16 protein-coding genes and 1 pseudogene are annotated in these 19,812 nt (G+C 69.7%); 11 read left to right on the top strand and 6 right to left on the bottom strand.

Annotated features, from left to right (window positions below):
* The first annotated feature begins 35 nt into the window (after positions 1-35).
* Positions 36-853 (top strand): annotated as a pseudogene (locus AB0J10_RS22685) (IS5 family transposase).
* 1,265 nt (positions 854-2,118) lie between these two features.
* Here AB0J10_RS22685 and AB0J10_RS22680 read toward each other — a convergent pair.
* The 3 genes from AB0J10_RS22680 to AB0J10_RS22670 all read right to left on the bottom strand — a co-directional run bounded on the left by AB0J10_RS22680 (position 2,119) and on the right by AB0J10_RS22670 (position 4,585).
* Entirely contained in the window at positions 2,119-2,478 is a 360-nt protein-coding gene (locus tag AB0J10_RS22680) for a VOC family protein (protein WP_363064305.1), read from the bottom strand.
* Positions 2,479-2,738: 260 nt separating this feature from the next.
* Positions 2,739-3,398, bottom strand: coding sequence for a response regulator transcription factor (locus tag AB0J10_RS22675; RefSeq protein ID WP_363064303.1), 660 nt, complete (start codon positions 3,396-3,398; stop codon positions 2,739-2,741).
* Positions 3,395-4,585 (bottom strand): sensor histidine kinase, encoded by a 1,191-nt coding sequence (locus AB0J10_RS22670; RefSeq protein ID WP_363064301.1) that lies wholly within the window; start codon positions 4,583-4,585, stop codon positions 3,395-3,397. The genes AB0J10_RS22675 and AB0J10_RS22670 overlap by 4 nt, the downstream gene beginning before the upstream one ends.
* 235 nt (positions 4,586-4,820) lie before the next feature.
* On the opposite strand from AB0J10_RS22670, the gene AB0J10_RS22665 reads away from it, so the two are divergent.
* The 5 genes from AB0J10_RS22665 to AB0J10_RS22645 all read left to right on the top strand — a co-directional run bounded on the left by AB0J10_RS22665 (position 4,821) and on the right by AB0J10_RS22645 (position 9,935).
* Complete coding sequence (locus AB0J10_RS22665) at positions 4,821-7,061, top strand: MMPL family transporter (protein WP_363064299.1); 2,241 nt, start codon at positions 4,821-4,823, stop codon at positions 7,059-7,061.
* 36 nt (positions 7,062-7,097) lie between these two features.
* Positions 7,098-8,117 (top strand): NAD(P)-dependent alcohol dehydrogenase, encoded by a 1,020-nt coding sequence (locus tag AB0J10_RS22660; RefSeq protein ID WP_363064297.1) that lies wholly within the window; start codon positions 7,098-7,100, stop codon positions 8,115-8,117.
* A gap of 351 nt (positions 8,118-8,468) precedes the next feature.
* Positions 8,469-8,687: a hypothetical protein gene (locus tag AB0J10_RS22655; protein ID WP_363064295.1), complete on the top strand. Its 219-nt coding sequence runs from the start codon at positions 8,469-8,471 to the stop codon at positions 8,685-8,687.
* 183 nt (positions 8,688-8,870) lie between these two features.
* Positions 8,871-9,101 (top strand): hypothetical protein, encoded by a 231-nt coding sequence (locus tag AB0J10_RS22650; RefSeq protein WP_363064293.1) that lies wholly within the window; start codon positions 8,871-8,873, stop codon positions 9,099-9,101.
* A gap of 378 nt (positions 9,102-9,479) precedes the next feature.
* On the top strand, positions 9,480-9,935 hold the full coding sequence (locus AB0J10_RS22645; protein ID WP_363064291.1) for a TerB family tellurite resistance protein: 456 nt from the start codon (positions 9,480-9,482) through the stop codon (positions 9,933-9,935).
* Between the two features lie 399 nt (positions 9,936-10,334).
* Here AB0J10_RS22645 and AB0J10_RS22640 read toward each other — a convergent pair whose 3' ends face one another.
* Positions 10,335-11,252, bottom strand: coding sequence for a LysR family transcriptional regulator (locus AB0J10_RS22640; protein WP_363064289.1), 918 nt, complete (start codon positions 11,250-11,252; stop codon positions 10,335-10,337).
* 100 nt (positions 11,253-11,352) lie between these two features.
* On the opposite strand from AB0J10_RS22640, the gene AB0J10_RS22635 reads away from it, so the two are divergent.
* Positions 11,353-12,357 carry an NADP-dependent oxidoreductase gene (locus AB0J10_RS22635; protein WP_363064287.1) on the top strand — a complete coding sequence of 335 codons (1,005 nt, stop codon included), beginning with the start codon at positions 11,353-11,355 and terminating at the stop codon, positions 12,355-12,357.
* 120 nt (positions 12,358-12,477) lie between these two features.
* Here AB0J10_RS22635 and AB0J10_RS22630 read toward each other — a convergent pair whose 3' ends face one another.
* The gene (locus AB0J10_RS22630; protein ID WP_363064351.1) at positions 12,478-13,365 is read right to left on the bottom strand and encodes a LysR family transcriptional regulator; all 888 of its coding nucleotides are present in this window, start codon (positions 13,363-13,365) and stop codon (positions 12,478-12,480) included.
* An 83-nt stretch (positions 13,366-13,448) separates the two neighbouring features.
* On the opposite strand from AB0J10_RS22630, the gene AB0J10_RS22625 reads away from it, so the two are divergent.
* On the top strand, positions 13,449-14,429 hold the full coding sequence (locus tag AB0J10_RS22625; RefSeq protein WP_363064285.1) for a pyridoxal-phosphate dependent enzyme: 981 nt from the start codon (positions 13,449-13,451) through the stop codon (positions 14,427-14,429).
* On the opposite strand, the gene AB0J10_RS22620 is transcribed toward AB0J10_RS22625, so the two are convergent.
* The gene (locus AB0J10_RS22620; protein WP_363064283.1) at positions 14,430-14,615 is read right to left on the bottom strand and encodes a hypothetical protein; all 186 of its coding nucleotides are present in this window, start codon (positions 14,613-14,615) and stop codon (positions 14,430-14,432) included. It lies immediately after the preceding gene.
* 642 nt (positions 14,616-15,257) lie between these two features.
* On the opposite strand from AB0J10_RS22620, the gene AB0J10_RS22615 reads away from it, so the two are divergent.
* The 3 genes from AB0J10_RS22615 to AB0J10_RS22605 all read left to right on the top strand — a co-directional run bounded on the left by AB0J10_RS22615 (position 15,258) and on the right by AB0J10_RS22605 (position 19,492).
* Positions 15,258-15,914: a Crp/Fnr family transcriptional regulator gene (locus AB0J10_RS22615; protein ID WP_363064281.1), complete on the top strand. Its 657-nt coding sequence runs from the start codon at positions 15,258-15,260 to the stop codon at positions 15,912-15,914.
* 168 nt (positions 15,915-16,082) lie between these two features.
* Positions 16,083-17,207, top strand: coding sequence for a hypothetical protein (locus AB0J10_RS22610; protein WP_363064279.1), 1,125 nt, complete (start codon positions 16,083-16,085; stop codon positions 17,205-17,207).
* A gap of 2 nt (positions 17,208-17,209) precedes the next feature.
* Positions 17,210-19,492 (top strand): hypothetical protein, encoded by a 2,283-nt coding sequence (locus tag AB0J10_RS22605; RefSeq protein WP_363064277.1) that lies wholly within the window; start codon positions 17,210-17,212, stop codon positions 19,490-19,492.
* The last annotated feature ends 320 nt before the right edge of the window (positions 19,493-19,812 follow it).

The following is a 19,812-nucleotide window of genomic DNA, read 5'->3' as shown; positions in this document are numbered from 1 at the left end:
CGTGTCCTATGTGGTGACGGCTCGTTGGATGGTTCATGGGGCGGGGTACGTGGAGTTGGATTGTTCCGGACGGGTTGTGGGAGATCGAGAAGCCGCTGATCCCGCCGTCGAAGGTGCGGTCGCAGGGCGGCGGGACGCAGGACACGCCGGGACGAGACGCTGTTCGCCGCGATCGTCTACGTGCTGGTCAGCGGTTGTGCCTGGCGGGCTCTGCCGCCGTGCTTCGGCATCTCCAAGTCCACCGCCCATCGCCGGTTCATGATCTGGTCCAGGTCCGGCGTCTGGGGGCGGTTGCACGAGGCGGTCCTCGACAGGATCGACGAGTGAGGCCTGCTGGACTTGACCCGGACTGTTCTCGGCTCTGCGCAGGTGCGGGCCAAGAGGGGGGCGAACTCACGGGCCCGAGCCCCGTGGACCGGGGCAAAGCGGTTCCAAGATGCACGTCCTGTCAGACGCGAACGGACTGCCTCTGGTCGTCGGCGTCTCTGCAGCCAACACGCACGACCGTCTCGGACTGAAGCCGATGGTGGCCGGTCTCCTATCGAGACACGACCCCGACCGCGGCTGGCACTACAAGCCCCGCAAACTGCAGGCCCACAAGGCCTGCGACGTACCTGAACTGCGGAAATGGTTACGCGGCAACCGGATCGCAGTCCGTATCGCCCGCAAGGGCATCGAGTCCAGCGAACGACTCGGCCGCCGTCGCTGGGTCATCGAACGCACCATGTCCCGTCTCACCGGCTACCGCAGACTCAACCACCGCTACGAGCGCCATCCCCGCAACTACCTGGCCTTCCTCGGCCTCACCGCCGTCCTCTGCTGCTACAAACGACTCATCCGCCTCACCACATAGGACACGGTCTTGGGAGTTGCAGATCACTGAGCTTCTTCGGCGTTGCAGCTCCAGTGCCGGTTTTGCGGACCGTCTCCATCAGCAGCACGGCCCCGGACCGCGAGACCAGCGCACGGCCGTTGCCCTCGGCTCGGACAGGCGGGTACGACCCCCTACGCCTCCTCACCCGGGGAGTGCTTCTCTCCTGGCGACGAACAGGGCCTTCGACAAGCCCTGTCGTTCCAGCTTAGCGGCACTCCTCGCTTATTCGATCAACCCTCGGACCGCCCCCTTCGTGAAAGCCCGAGGTTAGAGTGAACTCGTTGATCTTATGAATGTCCAACTCGGTCCGAAAAGAAACAAATCGGCCATGAAATGCTCATGCATGGCTGAGAGTTGATCAACCTCGATCTTTTGTGACGGTGCGTCGGACCCTCTGTCGGGCCGTTTCGGTCGTCCGGACTGATCACGGGCAGGTCGGGGGCCCGGCTGTCTCGTCGGGTAGGCGCCGGGTTCCGCTGCTTCGGTCGGGTGGTGCTGCTCGTAGGAGCGGGAAGTTGCTGATCAGTCGGGTTCGGCAGGGCCGCGAGCCGTTGCAGGGCGTCGGTGATCTCGCCGGTCCAGGGCCGGTGCTTCGTGAGGCGGAGGATGCGGCGCCGTCCGGTGGTGACCAGCCACAGTCACATCGACCTGATGACGCAGAAGCAGATCCACTACCTCATCACTCACTCATGCGGAGCCATTCACGATGCACGGTGTACGAGTTGAACTCAGCCAAGCGATCCACTGGAATCACGAGCTCGTTGCGCGGGCTGACGCCTGGCCTCTTCCGGTCATATCGCTCTGCTGTGTCACCGAACTTGGCCAGGAACCTTGGACTCAAGTCACACCTGATCATTCAGTGCGGCGAAGGGGCCGTATCCGCTCCTCCGCCGCACTGCGCACCGCACTCACCATCGGCCACCCGCTGGAGTGCGTCGCCGAGCAGTGTGTCGCCAGTGCGGTGAGAGCCTGCACCGGATGCACCGTCGTCCCGCTGCGCGGGCCGACTGTGAGAAGCCGTGGGGCTTGGCGGTGTGGGTCTGGACCGTCCCGGCTGTCGTCCCCCGGTTCCCGCTCCGCATCACCGCCGCGTACCCGACCCGGCGAGGTGATCGTCGTGGTCCTGGACGTGATCGTCGACTGGTCCCGGGACGGAGAGTGTGGGGGAGCGGGATCCGGCATGGCGGCCACCGCGGTGGTGTCCCACGGTCACCGCGGCGGCTGCGGAGCGGGCGGGCGGACGGTCAGCCGGAGCTCAGGCAGAACGGGTGACCTGCAGGGTCGAGGAGCACCCGCCACCGCTCGCCGCCGGGCTGATGTTCCGCCCTCACCGCGCCGAGCCTCAGCGCCAGCGCCTCGGCCGCATCGAGGTTTTCGACGCGGAAGTCCAGGTGGGACTGCTGGGGCACGTCCTGACCGGGCCACGTCGGGGCCCGGTACTTCTCCACCCGCTGAAAGCCCAGGTCGCAGCCGTCGCCGGTGATGGCGACGAACTCAGCCGTGCTGAAGGCGATCGGCATACCGGTCAGCTCGTGGTAAAAGCGGGCCAGCACCCCCGGGTCGGAGCAGTCCAGTGTTACGCCTCGCAGCGTGGCATTGGGCATCGTCCGCCTCCTCTTGGTCCGTGCGCGGTGGCAAGCCGACCCTCCGACCCTGCGTCAGCCCCGGACACGGGGCCGGAGTGCCGGGCACGACCGGTTCGCGGACACCGCCCCAACAGGCCGACACACTACCCATCCCGCTGGCCACGGGGCACCGGTTTTCCGCGTACGAGCCGATCAACGGGGCCCCGCCCGGCTGCGCCTCCGCTGTACGCACCGCTGACCGTCACCGCCCGCAGCCCACCGTTCGTACAGCGAAGGGATCAACTCCCGGCGCGGTCCGTCTCGTAGGCCCACATCGCGATCTCGACGCGGTTGCGCGCGCCGAGCTTGTCCATCAGCCGAGCGACATGGCTCTTGACCGTGCTGAGGCTGATGTGCAGCTCGGCGGCGATCTCGGCATTGGTCCGCCCCCGGGCCACTGCGGCGAGGACCGCCTCCTCACGGTGGGTCAGCGCCTCGACCGGCTGCGGCGGTGCCGCCGAGGCCGCCCCGGTGTGTGCGAATGCAGCGAGCAGACGCGCCGTGACGCTCGGAGCGATCAGCGCGTCGCCGCGCGCCGCCGCGTGAACGGCCTGCGCGAGCATGTCGGGGCCGGCGTCCTTGAGGAGGAAGCCGCGGGCGCCCGCCTTGAGGGCTGCGTGGACGTACTCGTCGAGATCGAAGGTGGTGATCACCACCACCGCCGGAGGGTTGGCGGTGCCCGCACCCGTGAGCCGCCGGGTCGCCTCGATGCCGTCGATGCCGGGCATGCGGATGTCGAAGAGACAGACGTCGGGGCGCAGGGAGCGGGCGAGTTCGACGGCGTCGTGGCCGTCGTCCGCCTGGCCGACGACCGTGATGCCGGGCTGCGCGTTCAGGATCATGGTGAGCCCGGTCCGCACGATCTCCTGATCGTCGGCGACCACCACACGCACGCTCACGATGCCGATCCGTTCCTCGGAAGTACGGCCGTCACGGTCCATCCGCGGCCGGGGTTCGGGCCGGCGCTGAGCGAACCGCCGAGCAGACCCGCCCGTTCCGCCATCCCGAGGAGACCATAGCCGGGCGAGCCGCCCGTCCGCGGGTGAACGGTGTCGCCGTCGTCGCTCACCCGCAGGTGCACCGACCGTTCGTCGGTCGAGACGGACACCGCGATGCGCGAGGCATGGCGTGCGTGCCGACGGGCGTTGGTGACCGACTCCTGAACAAGGCGGTAGACCGCTGTCGAGAGCGCGGGAGCGAGACCGACGACATCACCGGTGATCTCGACGTCGACCGTGGGGCCGGCGCCGACATGCCGGAGGTCGTGCAGATCGGCGACCAGCGGCAGTGGGCTCAGGCCGGCGCGCTCGTCGACGCGGCGCAGGACGCGGACCATCGAGCGCATCTCGGCCAGGGTGCGTGACGCCTCCGTCTCGATCACCCGTAGTGCCTCGCCGGCGGCCGCGGGGTCGGTCGCCGACACGGCCAGTCCCGCCTGGGCCCGGATCGCGATGGCCGACACGTGATGGGCGACCGTGTCGTGCAGATCGCGAGCCAGCTGCTCGCGCTCGACCAGTTTGACCTGTTCGAGCTGCCGGGCGCGGGCGTACGCCCGGTACCGCAGTGCCTCGCCCAACGCCATCGAGGCGAAGAGAATGGCCAACCCGGCGATCGCGTCGCCCGGGCCGGTGTTGGTGAGCGGGACCGAGATCGCGGCAGGCACCAGTACCACCGGCAACCCGAGCATCGCCTCGCGCTTCGATCCCCAGCGGAACAGCGCGTAGGGCAGCAGCAGCACATAGACCATGGTGTTGAGCCCCGGCTGCTCGCCGCCCAACAGCAGGGTCCACACCTGGGTGAACAGCACCGTGCCGAACGCGATCCCGACCATGAGCAGCGGTTTCGTCCGCCGCCACAGCAACGTCGGGATGAGGCCGACCCCGACGACCAACGACAGGGCCCGCCACGGGACATCCGGTCGGAGAACCCCCTCCAGCACGGCCGCGGGCACCAGCACCCCGACCAGCGCCCAGTCGCGCCAACCGGGGCGGGGCGAGTCCGGCGCACTGGTCTCGCCCCAAAGAGCGCGGCCCTTGTCCCACAGGGCGCGGGTCTCGCCCCACAGAACGAGGATGAGATGTCGCACGCGACCCATCGTAGGGGCACCCGCGCACCGCCGGACCGGCCGAAAGTACGGTGCCGGCTTCGTGCTTTCGGCGGCGGTTCCCGGCCCATCTGCCGAGGTGCGCGCACATGGCCGACCGACACCATGGCGAATCCAGGCGTGCACGCCTGGATTCGTTACACCGACTCACCGACTCACCGACTCACTCACCGACTCACGGATTCACGGACTCACGGATTCACGGAGGAGAACTGACGTGTCGTCCCTACTGTTCCGGCTCGGCCGGTTCGCCGCGCGGCACCCCTGGCGCGCGATCGGCGCCTGGGTCCTGGCCGCCGTCGTCGTCATCACCGCCTCGGCCGCGGTCGGCCGCGATCTCGAGGACACTTTCGAGGCCCCCGGGCTCGACTCACAGCGCGCGGTCGAGCTGCTGTCCAGCGCGGGTTCGGGCGATGCCGGTCTGACCGCTCGCGTCGCGGCGACGCCGCGGGACGACGGCGAGACGTTCTTCGACAGCCCAGCCGCCCGCCGGGCACTTGCCAGGGTCCAGACCGAGCTCGCCGAACTGCCGGCAGTGCTGGCGGCCTCCGACCCGGCCGGCGGTCTGCGCGACGGGGGGAGAGCGGCCGTGGCCGACGGCACCGTCTCGCCCGACGGGCGCGTGGCGCTGGTGACCCTGCGGTATCCGGTGGTCGAGAAACTCGACACGAGTGATCTGGAGGGACTGAAGAAGGTCGTAGCCGCCCACGCGAACGACTCGGTGCTGCGGGTCGAGGCGGGCGGCGATCTGTTCATGTCCTTCGAGGAACCGGAGACCGGCACGGGGGAGATGATCGGGCTGCTGGCTGCCGTCGTCATCCTGCTGGTCGCCTTCGGGTCACTGATCGCCATGGGCCTGCCGATCGGCATGGCGCTCTTCGGCCTCGCCCTGGGGGTGAGCGCCATGCCGCTCGTCACCTATCTGGTGGAGATACCGAGTTGGGCGCCGGTGGTCGCCTCCATGGTCGGCCTCGGGGCTGGTATCGACTACGCGCTCATCCTCGTCACCCGCCATCGCGAGCAGCTGGCCGCCGGGATGGGTGTCGAGGAGTCGGCCGGACGCGCTGTCGCGACCGCCGGCCAGGCCGTCGTCTTCGCGGGCGGCACGGTGGTCGTCTCGATCCTGGGGCTGGCCGTCGCCGGCATTCCCTTCATCGCCGCGGCCGGTGTCGCCATCGCCGCGGTGGTGCTCGTCATGGTGGCTGCCTCGATCACCCTGCTGCCCGCGTTCCTCGGACTCGCCGGGCACTCCATCGACCGGTTCGGCCTGCCCCGGCGCCGCACCCCCCGGGACGGCCACGCACCCCGTGCCCGCCGCCGCTGGCAGCGCTGGGGAGCACACGTCACCCGCCATGCCGCCGCCTACGCCGTCGGTACCGCACTGCTGCTGCTCGCGCTTGCCGCGCCCGTGCTTGCGCTGCGCCTGGGCTTCCCCGACGAGGGCACGCTTCCGGGCTCCCGGACCGAGCGGCAGGCGTACGACCTGGTTGCCGAGGGCTTCGGGCCGGGTGCCAACGGTCCTCTGGTCATCGCGGTCGGCCTCGCAGGCGACGCCTCGGTGGTCGAACCGCTGTACGACGCCGTCACCGAAGACCCGGGGATCGCCTCGGTGGCACCGCCCGGGATCGACACCGACGCGGGCGTGGCCGTAATCCTGGCCACGGCGACCACCGCCCCCCAGGACGACGCGACCCGGGCGACGGTCGAGCGGCTGCGCTCCGAGGTCTTTCCCGCGGTGCTCGACGGCACCCAAGCCCGCGCCCATGTCGGAGGGCAGACGGCCGCGTTCGCCGATCTCGGTGACCGGGTGAAGGACCGCTTGCTCCTGTTCGTCACCGCGGTGGTCGTGCTGTCGTTGCTGCTGCTGACAGTGGTGTTCCGCTCGGTTCTTGTCCCCCTCAAGGCCGCCGCGCTGAACCTGCTGAGCATCGGAGCCGCGTACGGCGTGCTGGTGATGGTGTTCCAGTGGGGGTGGGGGGCCTCACTGATCGGCCTCGAATCCTCCGTACCGATCGTGTCGTTCATCCCGATGTTCATGTTCGCCATCGTGTTCGGACTGTCGATGGACTACGAGGTGTTCCTGCTCTCCCGGGTACGCGAGCACTATCTCGCGACCGGCGACAACGACGGCTCCGTGGTACGCGGTCTTGCCGGAACCGCCCGGGTGATCACCTCGGCTGCGCTCATCATGGTGTCGGTGTTCCTGGGGTTCGTCCTCGGTGATGATCCGACCACCAAGATGCTGGGACTCGGTCTGGCGACCGCCATCGCCGTCGACGCGACGGTCGTACGCATGGTGCTCGTCCCCGCCACGATGAAGCTCCTGGGTGAAGCCTGCTGGTGGCTCCCGGCGTGGCTCGATCGCCTCCTGCCGCCCCTCGACATCGACGGCGGCGCAGTCGGCGACGTCCGCAACGAAGCGCGGGAGGACCGGAAGGCCACCCTGCCCACCGGCTGAACCCGTCAGTGCCCACGCCGCAGGAAGGGAAGTTCCATGAAGCCCGTGAGCGCCGGAGAAATCGAAAGCCCGATGCGAGCGTACGTTCAACGCGCGTACGGAGCACCCGGCGACGTCCTCCGACTCGAGCAGGTCGAGCGGCCGGTCGTCGATGATGACGGGGTGCTGGTGCGGGTGCACGCTGCGTCCGCCAATCCCGCCGACTGGCACCTGGTGAGGGGCGAGCCCTATGTCGCGCGCATCCAGTTGGGCCTGCGCCGGCCCACGCACCCGGTCCCGGGCTGCGATCTCGCCGGACGGGTCGTGGCCGTGGGCGGCCGGGTGACCACTTTGCGGCCGGGCGACGAGGTCTACGGATCCCCGTTCGGCAGCGGTCTGGGCGCATTCGCCGAGTACGCGTCCGTTCCGGAGGAGCAACTGGCGCGCAAGCCCCGGAACCTCACCTTCGAACAGGCGGCGGCTGTCCCGCTTGCCGCGCAGACCGCCCTGCAGGCGCTGCGCGACCGGGGACGGATCGGGCCGGGGCACCGGGTGCTGATCGTCGGTGCGTCGGGAGGCGTCGGTACCTTCGCCGTACAGATCGCCAAGGCTCTGGGCGCCGACGTCACCGGCGTGTGCAGCACCGGGAACACCGATCTTGTCCGGTCGATCGGCGCCGACCACGTCGTCGACTACACCGTCGACGACTTCACCAGGCACGGCCGGCGCTACGATCTGGTGCTGTACCTGGCGGGGACGCAGACGCCGCTGGCCTGCCGCCGGGCTCTCACCCCGGAGGGCACTCTCGTCGTCATCAGTGGGGACGCCAAGGGCCGCTGGTTGGGAGCCGTCGGCCGGATCGCCATGGCGCTGGCGATGTCACCGTTCGTGAGCCAGCGGGTGGTGGTCTTCACGGTACGGCCGAAGAGGGCCGACCTGGAGTTTCTGACGGAGCTCCTCGAGACGGGCAGGATGACGCCGGTGATCGGTGCCACCCGTGGACTGGAGGATGTCCCCGAGGTCATCGGCCAGTTGGAAGGCGGGCACACGCGAGGCAAGATCGTCATCACCGTCTGAGCGGATCGGGCCGCTCCTTCCCGGCCCCGAACCGGCCCCGAACCGGCCCCAATACGGTCGTCACGCAGAACAGACGCCGTCGTTCCCCCCACATCCCGGGGTGAATGCTCCCGGTCACAGCACGAGCCGGCCGGTCGCCTGAGTCCGGGCGCCGCTCGGGAATGGCTGTCCAGCCCCTGGTCAGCCTCGCTCGAGGATGCTTTTCGGACTTTCCAGCCGGAACCCCCGGCACATGACTTGGAGCGACCTCGGCAGCCATATGCTTCTACGGGTCTGTAGAGGGAACGTGTTGCTGCCAGGGGTTGTCCCCCGCGGTGCCCGCCTCTCACCTGCTCTCACGAAAGAGGACGCATGGCTTCGGTAGAACTGAACAAGGTGCTCGACAAGGCGTGGGCCGACAAGAGCTTGTCCGAGATCCTGGCAGCTCCGGTGAGCGTGCTGAAAGGGGTCTCCGACCGCGACGGAGAGCTGTTACTGGAAGCGTTCGGGGTCAAGACCGTCGCGGATCTGGCCGAATTGAAGTACGTCCGCTGGGCACAGGCGCTTGCCGCCCTCGCTGCTGCCGAGTAGCCCGCCGGTCGCATGTGCGTGGTGCCGTGACGCCTGTACGGGGGCACGGCACCGCTCTCACGAAGCACAAGAGGATTTGAGGGAGCGGACGCCACGGTGTGGCGTTCAAACGACTGCTCTGATCGCTCGGCGTGGGAGGCCCCGCGGTCGACCCGGTCCTCGCCCCCCGGCGCGACCGTCCTCATGGGAATCGTTCTCTCTTTGTGCACGGGACTGGTGGTGGCCGGCGCGAAGGGCAAGGGCGAACTCGACCTGGGTGGCGGTGGGCCCGCTGCCGGCCAAGGAGGCGTTCGTCGAAGCGCTCGGACGGCTCGGCTTCGGCTCAAGTCCGCCGGTCTGGAGTTCGGCCGTATCGCCGGCACCGGCCAGCGGCTTCCCTTCTCCCAGGAGGTCGGGCTCGCCCCGGCGCCGTAGTGTGCGCAGCGGGCCGACGAGTCGAGGTGACCTTCCTCGCAGGAACCGGCGGCATGGGAGTGGTGCTGGAGGCGGACAAGCGCAACGGGTACTTCTCCGAGAGGCGCGACGCGATCACCCGGTTCACGGACCCCCCGGCGGGGTCGGGCACCAGGACTGCAACACGATCGTCGCCGGATGGACCCGTCAGCTCATCGAGCACCGGACGTCCTGCGGAGCTCGGTCCCCTATGGCTACGGTCGACCACTTCATCCGAACCTTCCGCCAAGAATCACGGGAACTTCTCCGCCGAGCCGCTAGTTTCTACGTTGCTGTAGATATTGCTGGAGCACCGGACCGCTGTCGGAACGGTCCGACCTTCGACCGTATGGAGTTCTCATGGCCCTGTGGGACCGCATCAAGGAGTCCGCATCGACGATGCAGACCCAGCTCGTGGCGAAGAGGAACGACCTCAAGAGCGGTGCCTTCCGCGACGCGAGCATGGCCATGTGCGCGCTCGTCGCCGCTGCGGACGGCACCATCGACCCTGCCGAGCGCCGCCGGGTGGCCCAGCTCATTGCCACCAACGAGGTGCTGCAGAACTTCGATGCCATCGACCTTCAGCGGCGCTTCGAGGACAATCTCAACAGGCTCACGGCCGACTTCGACTTCGGCAAGGTGAGCGTGCTGCAGGAGATCGCCAAGGCGAAGAAGAAGCCCGCCGAGGCGCGTGCCGTCATCCAGATCGGCATCGTCATCGGCGGTGCCGACGGGGACTTCGACAAGACCGAACAGGCCATCGTCCGGGAAGCCTGCTTCACTCTTGAACTGCCGCCCCACGAGTTCGATCTCTGACCTCCGTGCGGTGCGTGTGTGCCGGGCCGAGTCGACAGAAGCGCGGCCCGGCGCATCGCCCCAGGGCGAGAGCCGGAGTGCGTTCAGCACACGCCCTGACCACCAGAGGAGGCGAAGGCCGGCATCGGCGGCGTCACGGAAGTAGGACGCGTGCTGGAGACGGCCCTTGACGTTGTGGCGAGGGTCTCCAGCCACCGCCATCGGTCCACTTGCAGCCGCTCTCACAGTAGTTGCCGCTTTGCAGGCCGCAGACGCGGACTTTGAGCTGGCCGGGCGCAACCGGCCTTCATGGTGACTGACCTGTCGAAACAGTTGGCTGCGCTGGCAGCTGTGGCGGAGCCGACAGTTGGGTCACCCGGCATGCGGGACCTCAAGACTGCTGCCGTCCCGTGCGAAGCCTCAGTGACTACTGCCTGAACTGAGGGTGGAGCCGGTGGCCCGAAGTTCCCGCACCAGAGCGCGCACGGCGGCGGAGCCGGCGAGTTCCGGGGTGGTCACGTAGCCGACACGGCGCGTCGGGCGCTTTGGACCGAGGTCGGTGATTTCGATCGAGTCCGGTGCCTCGACCAGGGAGAGCGCGGGCATGATCGCCATTCCGTGTCCCCTGCTCACGAGCGAGAGCACTGCTCCGTCGTCTTCGGCTTCGATCGTGGCCTTCGGGATCCAGTCCTGCGCGCCCCACCAGGCGCGGGTGTACGAGCCGCAGTTCTCGGCCCAGTCGACCAGCGGCAGCGAGCGCGGAGTCGGGTGTCCGACCGGATGTACCAGGGAGTAGCTCTCTTCGAAGAGCTCGCTCGCCACCAGCCCCGCCGGGAGCTGCGCTCCGTCCAAGGTGGCGATGGCCAGATCCGACCGTCCGTCGGCCACCTCGCCTGCCGTGCCGCGCCCGAGCTCGCGGACGATCCTTACCTGCGGCTCGATCCCGGGATGCCGCGCGCGCAGCCGCTGCAGGACCGGCGGCAGGAGGTGCAGCGCGGTGCTGCGGAAGGCGGCGATCCGCAGCGGTCCCTTTGGCTGCTGTGTCGCCTGGGACCGGGCGGCTCCCCGCGCTTTGTCGACGAGCATGTCCAGCAGGCGCAGGATGCGGCGCGCATGCGCCACGGCCATCTCTCCCGCCGGGGTGGGTCTGGCACCGCTGCGGCCGCGTGCGAACAGGACGGCGCCGATCTTGCGCTCGCTGCCGCGCACCGAGTGGGAGACCGCGGACTGTGTCAGCCCGAGTGCCTCGGCCCCGGCCGAGAAGCCCCCGGCTTCCGCAACGGCCACCAGGATACGCAGTTCGTGCGGAGCGAGATCGGTGTCGGTCGTGCGGGCCACGGGAAGCTCACCTCAGGGTATGAGAACTGCTCATGGGACGGGGCGTCACATGAGCCCAACCGCCTGCCCGAGTGTTGCATTCCCGTCCTACGGTCCTGGCATGACCGAGAACGCGATCACCGTCCAGCAGACCGCCCGCCCGTACGGCTTCCCCACCACCGGGGATTTCACCTTCGTCGAGTCCGCGATTCCCGATCCTGCGGTCGGTACCGCGGTCGTTCAGAACCTCTACTGGTCCGTCGATCCGTACCACCGCGGGATGATGGACGATGCGCCCGGCGGCTTCGCGCTCCACGCACCGCTCGAGGGGCGGACTCTCGGGCGCGTCGTTGGCTCGCGGACGCCGGAGCTGACCGACGGCGAGATCGTGTTCCACCGCGAGGGCTGGCGCACGCACTCCGTGGTCCGGCCCGAGGAGGTCCGCAAGCTCCCCCGCTTCGACGGGGTCCCTCTGACGGCCTACCTGAGCGTCCTCGGCGGCACTGGACTGACGGCCTACGTGGGCCTCACCCGCATCGCCCGGCTCCGCGAGGGCGACGACCTCTTCGTCTCCGCCGCGGCCGGCGGCGTCGGCACTGCCACCGGCCGGTTCGCCCGACTGTTGGGCGCCGGTCGGCTCGTAGGCAGCGCGGGCTCGATGGCCAAGGTCCACCACCTGACCCAGGAGGTGGGCTACGACGCGGCGTTCGACTACCACGATGGCCCTGCGGCCGAACTGCTCGCCAGCACTGCACCGGACGGTATCGACGTCTTCGTCGACAACGTCGGCGGCGAGCAGCTGGCCGCCGCGGTGGGCGCGCTGCGCGAGTTCGGCCGCATCGTCCGGATCGGCACCATCAGCCGCTACAACAACCCGGACGCGTCCCCGCCGCACGTCAACTACTCGGACATCGTGGAGAAGAGCCTCCGCATGGAAGGCTTCCTGGTCAGCAACTACCGCGCCCTGCAGGACGAGCTGTACGAGTTCGCGGTCCCGCATCTGCAGAGCGGCCGGCTCGCGCTGGATCAGACGGTGGTGGACGGATTCGAGAACATCGTGGACGCGTTCCTGGGCATGCTGCACGGCGAGAACACCGGAAAGATCATCGTGCGGAGCCATGCGTAGGCGGTCCGGCCCTCACACGCCTGCCGCATCACGTCGTCGGCCGCGCACCGAAGCCAGGCACGCCACGGTCGGAGCGGATTCCCGGACGGCCGTCGGTCCCCGGACCGGCGCGGGGAGGACTCAATGCGGAGACAACGTCGTCGCGGCGGCCTGCGTGAGATGTTCCAGCAGCGCCACGGTCGCTGGTGGGTCAGGCGCTTCTCCGTGCACCGCAGCGCTGATCAACCGTTCCTGATCGGGTAGGCGTACCAGCCGTACTGAGGGGTTGCGTTGGGCAGCCAGGGCCAGGGCCGGCAGTGTGGTGACGCCCAGCCCGGCGGCGACGAGTGCCTGTACGGCGACATAGTCGTCGGTGGTGAAGGCGATGTCAGGCGTGAAACCGGCGGCGGCGCAGGATCGCACGAGGTGCTTCCGGCATCGCTCGCACCCAGTGATCCACCGACGCATGGCGTGGTCGGCGAGAGTATCGCCCGGCAGGCTGGTCGGGGTCACGAGGTAGATCGACTCGGTGAGCAGCGGCGTTCGGCGTAGCCCGTCATCGGCCGGTGATGTGTCCGGGTAGGTGAACAGCAGCGCCACATCGACCTCGCCCGACCGCAGCAGCCGTACCGCGTCGGGCGGTTCGGCCTCGGTGAAGCGCAACTCGACATCAGGGTGCGCTGCGGTGAACGCGGCCGCGGCCCGCGGGACGAACGTACCGAGGGCGGAAGGGAACGCGGCCAGGCGGACCCGGCCTGCACGCAGCCCTGTGTGCGCGGCAAGTTCGGCCTCTGCGGCGTCGAGGCGGCCCAGGATCTCCTCGGCGCGCTCGGCGAGCATCCGGCCCGCATCGGTCAGGCGAATTCCGCGGCCCACCCGCTGCACGAGTTTGCTGCCGGTCTCAGTCTCCAGCCGGGCCAGATGGTGGCTGATCGACGGTTGTGCATAGTTCAATGCCCGGGCCGCGGCAGTGACTGAACCGTGTTTGGCGACTGCGGCAAGCACTCGCAGCCGGGTCACGTCGAGCATGGCATCCACCCATCAATCTCATTGATGACTCTACATGAATAGTGGCATTAGATCTATGAGGTGGGCGGGCCCACAATGGCCGCATGGAACACGAACTCGCCTACGCCGACGTCCTGGCCGCACGAGACCTTTTGGCCGGTCGCCTACCTGTAACGCCGATGTGGTCTTATCCGGCGCTCGATGCAGCAACGGGCGCAACCGTCTATGTCAAGCATGAGAACGTGCAACCGGTCGGGGCCTTCAAGGTGCGCGGCGGGCTCACGCTGCTCGCCACCATGGCTCCCGGGCAGCGGGCCCGGGGACTGGTCACCTACTCCACAGGCAACCATGCGCAGTCGCTGGCCTATGCCTGCGCCGAGTTCGGCGCCCCCTGCACGGTAGTGATGCCGGCAACGGCGAGCACGGAGAAGGTGCGTGCCGTACGCGCGCTCGGTGCCACGGCGGTTCTGCATGGCGCGGACATGGCCGCGGCTCAGGAGCGTGCCGAGCAGCTGGCGGCGGACGGCGGGCTGCACCTGGTCAGCCCTGGCGACACCCCGGCCCTGCTGGCCGGCGTCGGCACCACCTATCTGGAGATCTTCGAGGCTCGGCCCGACCTCGACGCAGTGTTGGTACCCGTCGGCAGCGGCACCGGGGCCGCCGCGGCCTGCCTTGTCGCCGCGAAGCTCGCGCCGGACTGCCGAGTCGTCGCGGTGCAGTCGTCCGCCGCGCCCGCAGCACATGACTCGTGGCGGGCCGGTGCCTGCGTACGACGTCCCGATCACACCACCGTCGAGGGCCTGGCCACGGGGCGAGGGTTCACGCTGCCGCAGCAGCTCATGCGCGCAGGTCTCGCCGACTTTCGCCTGGTCTCCGACGCGCAGGTCTTCGAGGCGCAGCGGCTGCTGGCCAGTCACGCGCACACCCTTGCCGAAGGCGCCGGCGCAGCCGCGCTGGCAGCCGTACTGGCCGACTCGGAGGGATTTGCCGAGCAACGCATCGCAGTGGTGTGCACCGGAGGCAACGCCTCGGCTGCCGAGATCGCCGCACTGGGCAGCGGTGCCGAACGAGAACTCGGCACCTGATCAGGCGAGATCGCGATGGATCCGCGGCCATGTGCTCACCCGTGTCGCACGGGCCGCCGACAGTCTGTGCCGGCTGCTGACCTGGGCCGGCACCGGTGTGGAGACGCTGTACGCGAGCATGGGCGCGCGGGCCGCCGAGATCGAGGCGGGCGCGGCACGCACCGTCGCCGAACTGGCCGCCGACACGAGCACCTCGGCCTGCCCACCGACGAGCCCTCGATCAACGTCACTCCCGCCTGGGACGACTCGTCCGCCAGGGACACCTCACCCAACCCGGACTCGGCCGCTGTCAGAAACGGACTCGACGCGGATCCTGTTCGTGCCGCACACCGGTTTCAGTGGACTCCTCTCCCCAAGGAGCTGGGCTTCGGTCACGCATGGGCACTGGCTTCTGGACGGGTCGCGCGCCAAGGCCGACTCCGGCCTTCCGAGGTTGAAAGCAACTCCCCGGCAGGGTAGCCCGTTGCTCACTTGTCCGAGCAGTATCAGGGCAATCGGTTCGGGCTCGGCTGATGTGCCGGTGTGCGTCACCCAGCAGATCGGGGGCGACCTGGCGGTGCTTTTTGGCCAGCGGTGCCCGGACGCGGGCCGCTCTGCTGGACGACCCGGCGATGACGGCGTTCAGGGTGTGCGGTGCGTCCACGGCGGGGCGGCGGTCGTGCGTGGGTGGACCTGGGGTCCATCACACCCGCCATTCCCGTGAAGGCGTAACGATGCCGATTCATCGGAAAGAGTGGTGTTCCGGTATTCGGTTCAAGCATGGTCGCCCCGCTCGATATCAGTCGTAGGTGCCTGCGCGACGGCCGTGGCACAGGGGGTGGGGACGGAGTGCGGCAGCTTCCCTTCACGCAGGGCGAACTGACACTCATGCACGAAGCGGGCCGGGAACGATTCTGGCGCAAGGGCGAGACATTGCTGTCCGAGGGGTCGAGCCCGGACGACGTCATTCTGATCAGCGCCGGGCTGGTAAAGGTCGTACGGCAGTCGCCGAACGGCTACACCAGTGTGCTGGCTGTCCGGGGGGCCGGTGAGCTGCTCGGGGAGCTGTCCTGTCTCGACGGCCGGCCGCGGTCGGCGAGCGCCGTCGCCATGCAGCCGGTGACCGGGGTGTCCGTGCTCGCCGGCCGGTTCCTGCGGCTGCTGGAGGAGCACGGCGGACTGGCGCTCGCGGTCCTGCGGACCGTGGCCGGGCGGCTGCGCGACGCCGACCGGAGGCGGGCCGACCAGGGCGCCTACGCTGCCGGCGTCCGGGTGGCGCGGGTACTGGTGGAACTCGCTGTGTCCCACGGAGTCCCCGTGCCTGCTCCGGCTGGCGCGCTCGCCGTCGTCGTCACCCAGAAAGATCTTGCGGGGGCAGCCGGCACCTCGCGCGAGTCGGTGGTGCGCATTCTGCGGGAGCTGCACGAGGAGGGCCTGGTCAGCACGGTCCGCGGCCGGCTGGTCGTGACCGATCCCGAAGGGCTGGCGCGATGGAGCTCCGGCTGACACGGGTTCGGTGACACCCCGGAGTTGCGTCATATGACGCTGCGGCAGCACCGGGCACTCGATATCCAGATCACATCAACGGCGGGCGGCGGGGCCGGGAGGGGTGTGTGTCACGCGCACGTCACGGCCCCACGGGCGCCGGGTACCGGGAGAAGAGGCTGACGGCACGTGGCAGTCAAACCGCAATACTTCAACATTCTGGTCGTCGACATGGAGAAGTTCGGCGCCCGGCCCAACCCCGTCCAGTCCTTCCTGCGCGACAGCCTCTACGGACTGATGGAGCGGGTGCTGGACGAGGCGGGGATCGATCGCCTCGGCGCCTCGCGGCCGGTTGACCGCGGGGACGGGATGTTCCTTCTGCTGCCGGGGTCGGTGGCCAAGACCGATCTGGTCGGCCCCTTCGTCGCGCGGCTGCGAATCGGTCTGCGGGCCCACGCGCAGACCAGCAACGCCACGGCAGCACTGCGGCTGCGGGTGGTGTTGCATTCCGGGGAAGTCGGCTGGGACGGCCGCGGCTGGGTCGGCGAGGACCTCAACACGGCCTGCCGCATGGTGGACCACCAGCCGCTGCGGGACGCGCTGTCCGCCGCCGAGGAAGCCCACCTGGTGCTGGGGATCTCCGACGCCTGGCATCGCGCCGTCCTGCGGCACGACTACCCGGAACTGGACACCGACTCGTTCCGGCCGGTCCGGTTCGACAGCAAGGAGATCCACGACGAGACGGTCTGGGTCCGGGTGCCCGGATACCCCGTCCCGCCCGGACTCGACGGCGCCCCGCCCGCGGCGGGCCCCCCTCTCGTCGCTGTGGGCCGTGCCGACGGCGAGAGCGCCCGTCCCGCCCTGCAGCACCCCTCGTCCACCCCGGCGGCTTGCACGGCGCCGGACCGCACCGTTAGGAGCACAAGCATGACCGCGGAGCAATCCGACGACTACGAGCGCCCCATCGTCTACCAGAGCGGTGGTCTCGCCCAGCAGTACGTCGGCAGGAACGACGGTGTCGTCACCCAGAGCGTGAACGGCGGGGACGGCCCGGCCGCCGACCCCGAACTACTCGCCCACGTCACCGCGCTGCGCCGGGCGCTGCGGGAGGCGCACGAGCGGCACGAGGTCGACGAGGAAACCTTCGAGGGCGCCTCGCACGCGCTCGACGAGGCCACCCGGGAGGCCGCCTCGGGTCCGTCCGGGCGGAACCGCTTCGTACTCGCCCTGCGCAGTTTCCGGGGCCTGGTGGAGCCGGTCGCCGCTCTCGCTGCGGCAGCGGCCGCCGTCATCACAGCGGTGAGAGGGGCGTGACCATGAACGGCACACCGCACCGGCAGGACTTCTCCCCATGGCCGGAGGACGGCGCCGTCCACCAGTCGGCGGCGCCCGGCGCGTCCGTCGGCGGGCAGCAGGCCGTCGGCGTCAACCACGGCACGGTCACCCAGTACGTCGTCCACCCCGACGCCACTCCTCAGGAGCGGTTCGGCAAGGGGCGGCTGCTGCTCGACGCGGGTCTGAGGGCACGCGCCGAGGAACTCATCGGTGAGGCGGTGGCCCAGCGGCTGAGCGGCACCGAGGTGCTCTACCGATGGGCGCTGGCCATTGTCAGCCGCCGGGCAGTGGAAGACCTCACCACCGACGACATGGAGAAACTTCACACCCTGGAGCACCTGCTGGGCGAACGCCCGGCGGACGCGTACGGGCGGGCCGCGCGAGTCGTCCTGCTGCTGCTGAGCGAGGCTTTCGGCCAGGCGCCGGTCGATGTCGGCCCGGACGAACTGGCAGCCCGTAGAGGTGACGCAACCGCCACGGCGATCGACTCGCTGCCGGAGGCCAGGCGGGTCGAGGTCCTCGACCACCTGCGGCACTTCCTCTCCGAGATCGTGCGCGAGCGGTTGGACGCGGAGGAGGCAGACGACATCCGCGCCCACAGGACGGACACGCGTCGGGCGGAGCGGGTACCGCTGTTCTTCGAGCCCGACCCGCTCCCGCCGCTGCAGGTGCCGGCCGTCGTCATACCGGTCACGTTCAGGTTCAAGGCCATGCTGGGAGGAGGCGTCCTGCTGGTGCTGGCGGGCCTCTTCACCGGCGTCCCGACGATGTTCCACGGCTCGGCGGGCTCCGCGCTGGTGGCTCTGCTGCTGCTCGTGGGCGGCGGGGCCGCCGCGACGTGGTTCGGCGTCGACCGGGCGTGGCGGCGCGGCCGGGCCCGGCAGGAGGGCGTCTGGCGAGCGAACGGCGGCCCGGCGACCCGCCGGTACGGGCAGGCCTATCCGGGGTCGGGTCCCGGTGGCCCCTCCCCGGCTCAGCTCGCGTTCGCCGGGACCGTCGACCGGATCGTCGACGGCCACTTCGCCCGGCAGGTCCGGTCCGGCGAGGACTTCGACGCCTGGTGGGCGGTCACCGCGGTCCCGCGGGCCGACCTGCTGGAGGAACTGAGCGACATGTACGGGCCGGACAACGACCCGTACGGGCTGGACTGGCTGATCCGCAAGCACGCGCAGGACACCGCCGGACGATGGAGGGCCGGGCTGCTCACCGGCGGCCGCCGGCGGCGCGACGTCCCTCTCGCCGTGCACGCCGGGTTCCTCGGAGGGCTGCTGGCCCTGGCCGGAGGTGTTCTGACGGCCGGTTCGGCCGCCGCCGACCCCGGTGCGTTCCTGCAGGCCCTCGCGGTGTGGGCGCTCGGTGGGTACCTGGTTGCCAAGGGCGCCGCGCCGTTCCGCGGCGAACAGCTGCGGCGCGCCGTGGACCGTGAGGAGTTCCGGACACGCTGGGAGGGCGAGCAGCGAACGTTCGGCGAGTGGCGCGCGTTCCTGGACGCCCACCAGCCGCACGACTGGGAGATGGGGCGCTGGCTCAACTACGACATGCGTCACCTGCGCCGCGAGGCGCTGCACCACTACGACCTGCGGCCGCACCAGATCGTCTACGACTTCTTCGTTCTGGAGGCCGGTGAGGGTGCCCGCCGGGCCAAGGTGAGCAACGGCCCGGTGCGCTACTCGGTCTACCGGATCCGGCTCTATGTGATGACCGAGCGCGGTATTCGGCTTGCCACCTGGACCGTGGACTTCGCCGAGGGGACGCACCACGGCCGCTCGGACACTTCACAGCGCTACGAGTCGATCTCGTCGGTCAAGGTGGACCGGAAGAGCGTGCAGCTGACCGATCGCCGTTCGGGCTTCCGGCAGGCCGTCACCGTTCTGCCGGACGGGTCGGTCCGCGGAAACGCGGAGTCGGGTGAGCTGACGCTGAGCGAGGAACTGGTCATCGAGCGGGACAGCAGCCATGAGACGCGGTTGCGGGTGGAGAACTTCACCACGACCGAGCAGTCCTCCGCCGAGGACCTGTCGCACCTGCTGAGCCTGTCCCAGGAGGTGTCGGGTATCTCGACCGCCAGCCGCATCCTGGTCGCGGTGGCCGCAGAGGGCAGGGAGTGGTTCGACGAGCAGCGCAGGCGCAACAGCCGGCGTTTCGCGGAGACCAGGGAACGGTCCGCGAGCGCGGCCCGGGTACAGCACCTGGGGACTCCTCTGAGCGGGTCCGCGACCGGGCCGAGGGCTCTGGAGGGCCGCGATCCGGCCGCCGACGCCTGACCGCCTTCCCCGGCCGGCGGCGCGTGGGGAGTGCCGGCCCGGGCCCCGGCCGGCGCCGCTGCAGGATGCCGCCGGCCGCGGGCCTGTGCCCGGCCGCCGACGGTTCGGCGGCCTTGGCACGCTCGCACTGAATCGGCGAGGGCGGTTTCGGATCCATGGCACGCGACCACCCTGCTGTGAGCAAGGCTCGTCCTCGCGGACACCGACGGAGGCCTGAGTCCGCCCCGGGGGACCGCACCTGCCTCGTGAGCCGTGGGTTGGGGAACTCATCGGGTGTCCGGGTCTGGGACAGGTCGCCTCGTCGGACCGGCAGGCGGCCA

The organism is Streptomyces sp. NPDC049887, assembly GCF_040656535.1.
Lineage (GTDB): Bacteria > Actinomycetota > Actinomycetes > Streptomycetales > Streptomycetaceae > Streptomyces.
The sequence above is the reverse complement of the archived record's forward strand: the minus strand, read 5'-3'. Positions and strand labels throughout refer to the sequence as shown.

Coding starts and splice junctions, on each gene's coding strand:
- AB0J10_RS22680 (WP_363064305.1), bottom strand. CDS start 2,478: ATGCCCAATGCCACGCTGCGAGGCGTAACACTGGACTGCTCCGACCCG.
- AB0J10_RS22660 (WP_363064297.1), top strand. CDS start 7,098: ATGAAGCCCGTGAGCGCCGGAGAAATCGAAAGCCCGATGCGAGCGTAC.
- AB0J10_RS22655 (WP_363064295.1), top strand. CDS start 8,469: ATGGCTTCGGTAGAACTGAACAAGGTGCTCGACAAGGCGTGGGCCGAC.
- AB0J10_RS22650 (WP_363064293.1), top strand. CDS start 8,871: ATGGGAATCGTTCTCTCTTTGTGCACGGGACTGGTGGTGGCCGGCGCG.
- AB0J10_RS22645 (WP_363064291.1), top strand. CDS start 9,480: ATGGCCCTGTGGGACCGCATCAAGGAGTCCGCATCGACGATGCAGACC.
- AB0J10_RS22635 (WP_363064287.1), top strand. CDS start 11,353: ATGACCGAGAACGCGATCACCGTCCAGCAGACCGCCCGCCCGTACGGC.
- AB0J10_RS22630 (WP_363064351.1), bottom strand. CDS start 13,365: ATGCTCGACGTGACCCGGCTGCGAGTGCTTGCCGCAGTCGCCAAACAC.
- AB0J10_RS22625 (WP_363064285.1), top strand. CDS start 13,449: ATGGAACACGAACTCGCCTACGCCGACGTCCTGGCCGCACGAGACCTT.
- AB0J10_RS22605 (WP_363064277.1), top strand. CDS start 17,210: ATGAACGGCACACCGCACCGGCAGGACTTCTCCCCATGGCCGGAGGAC.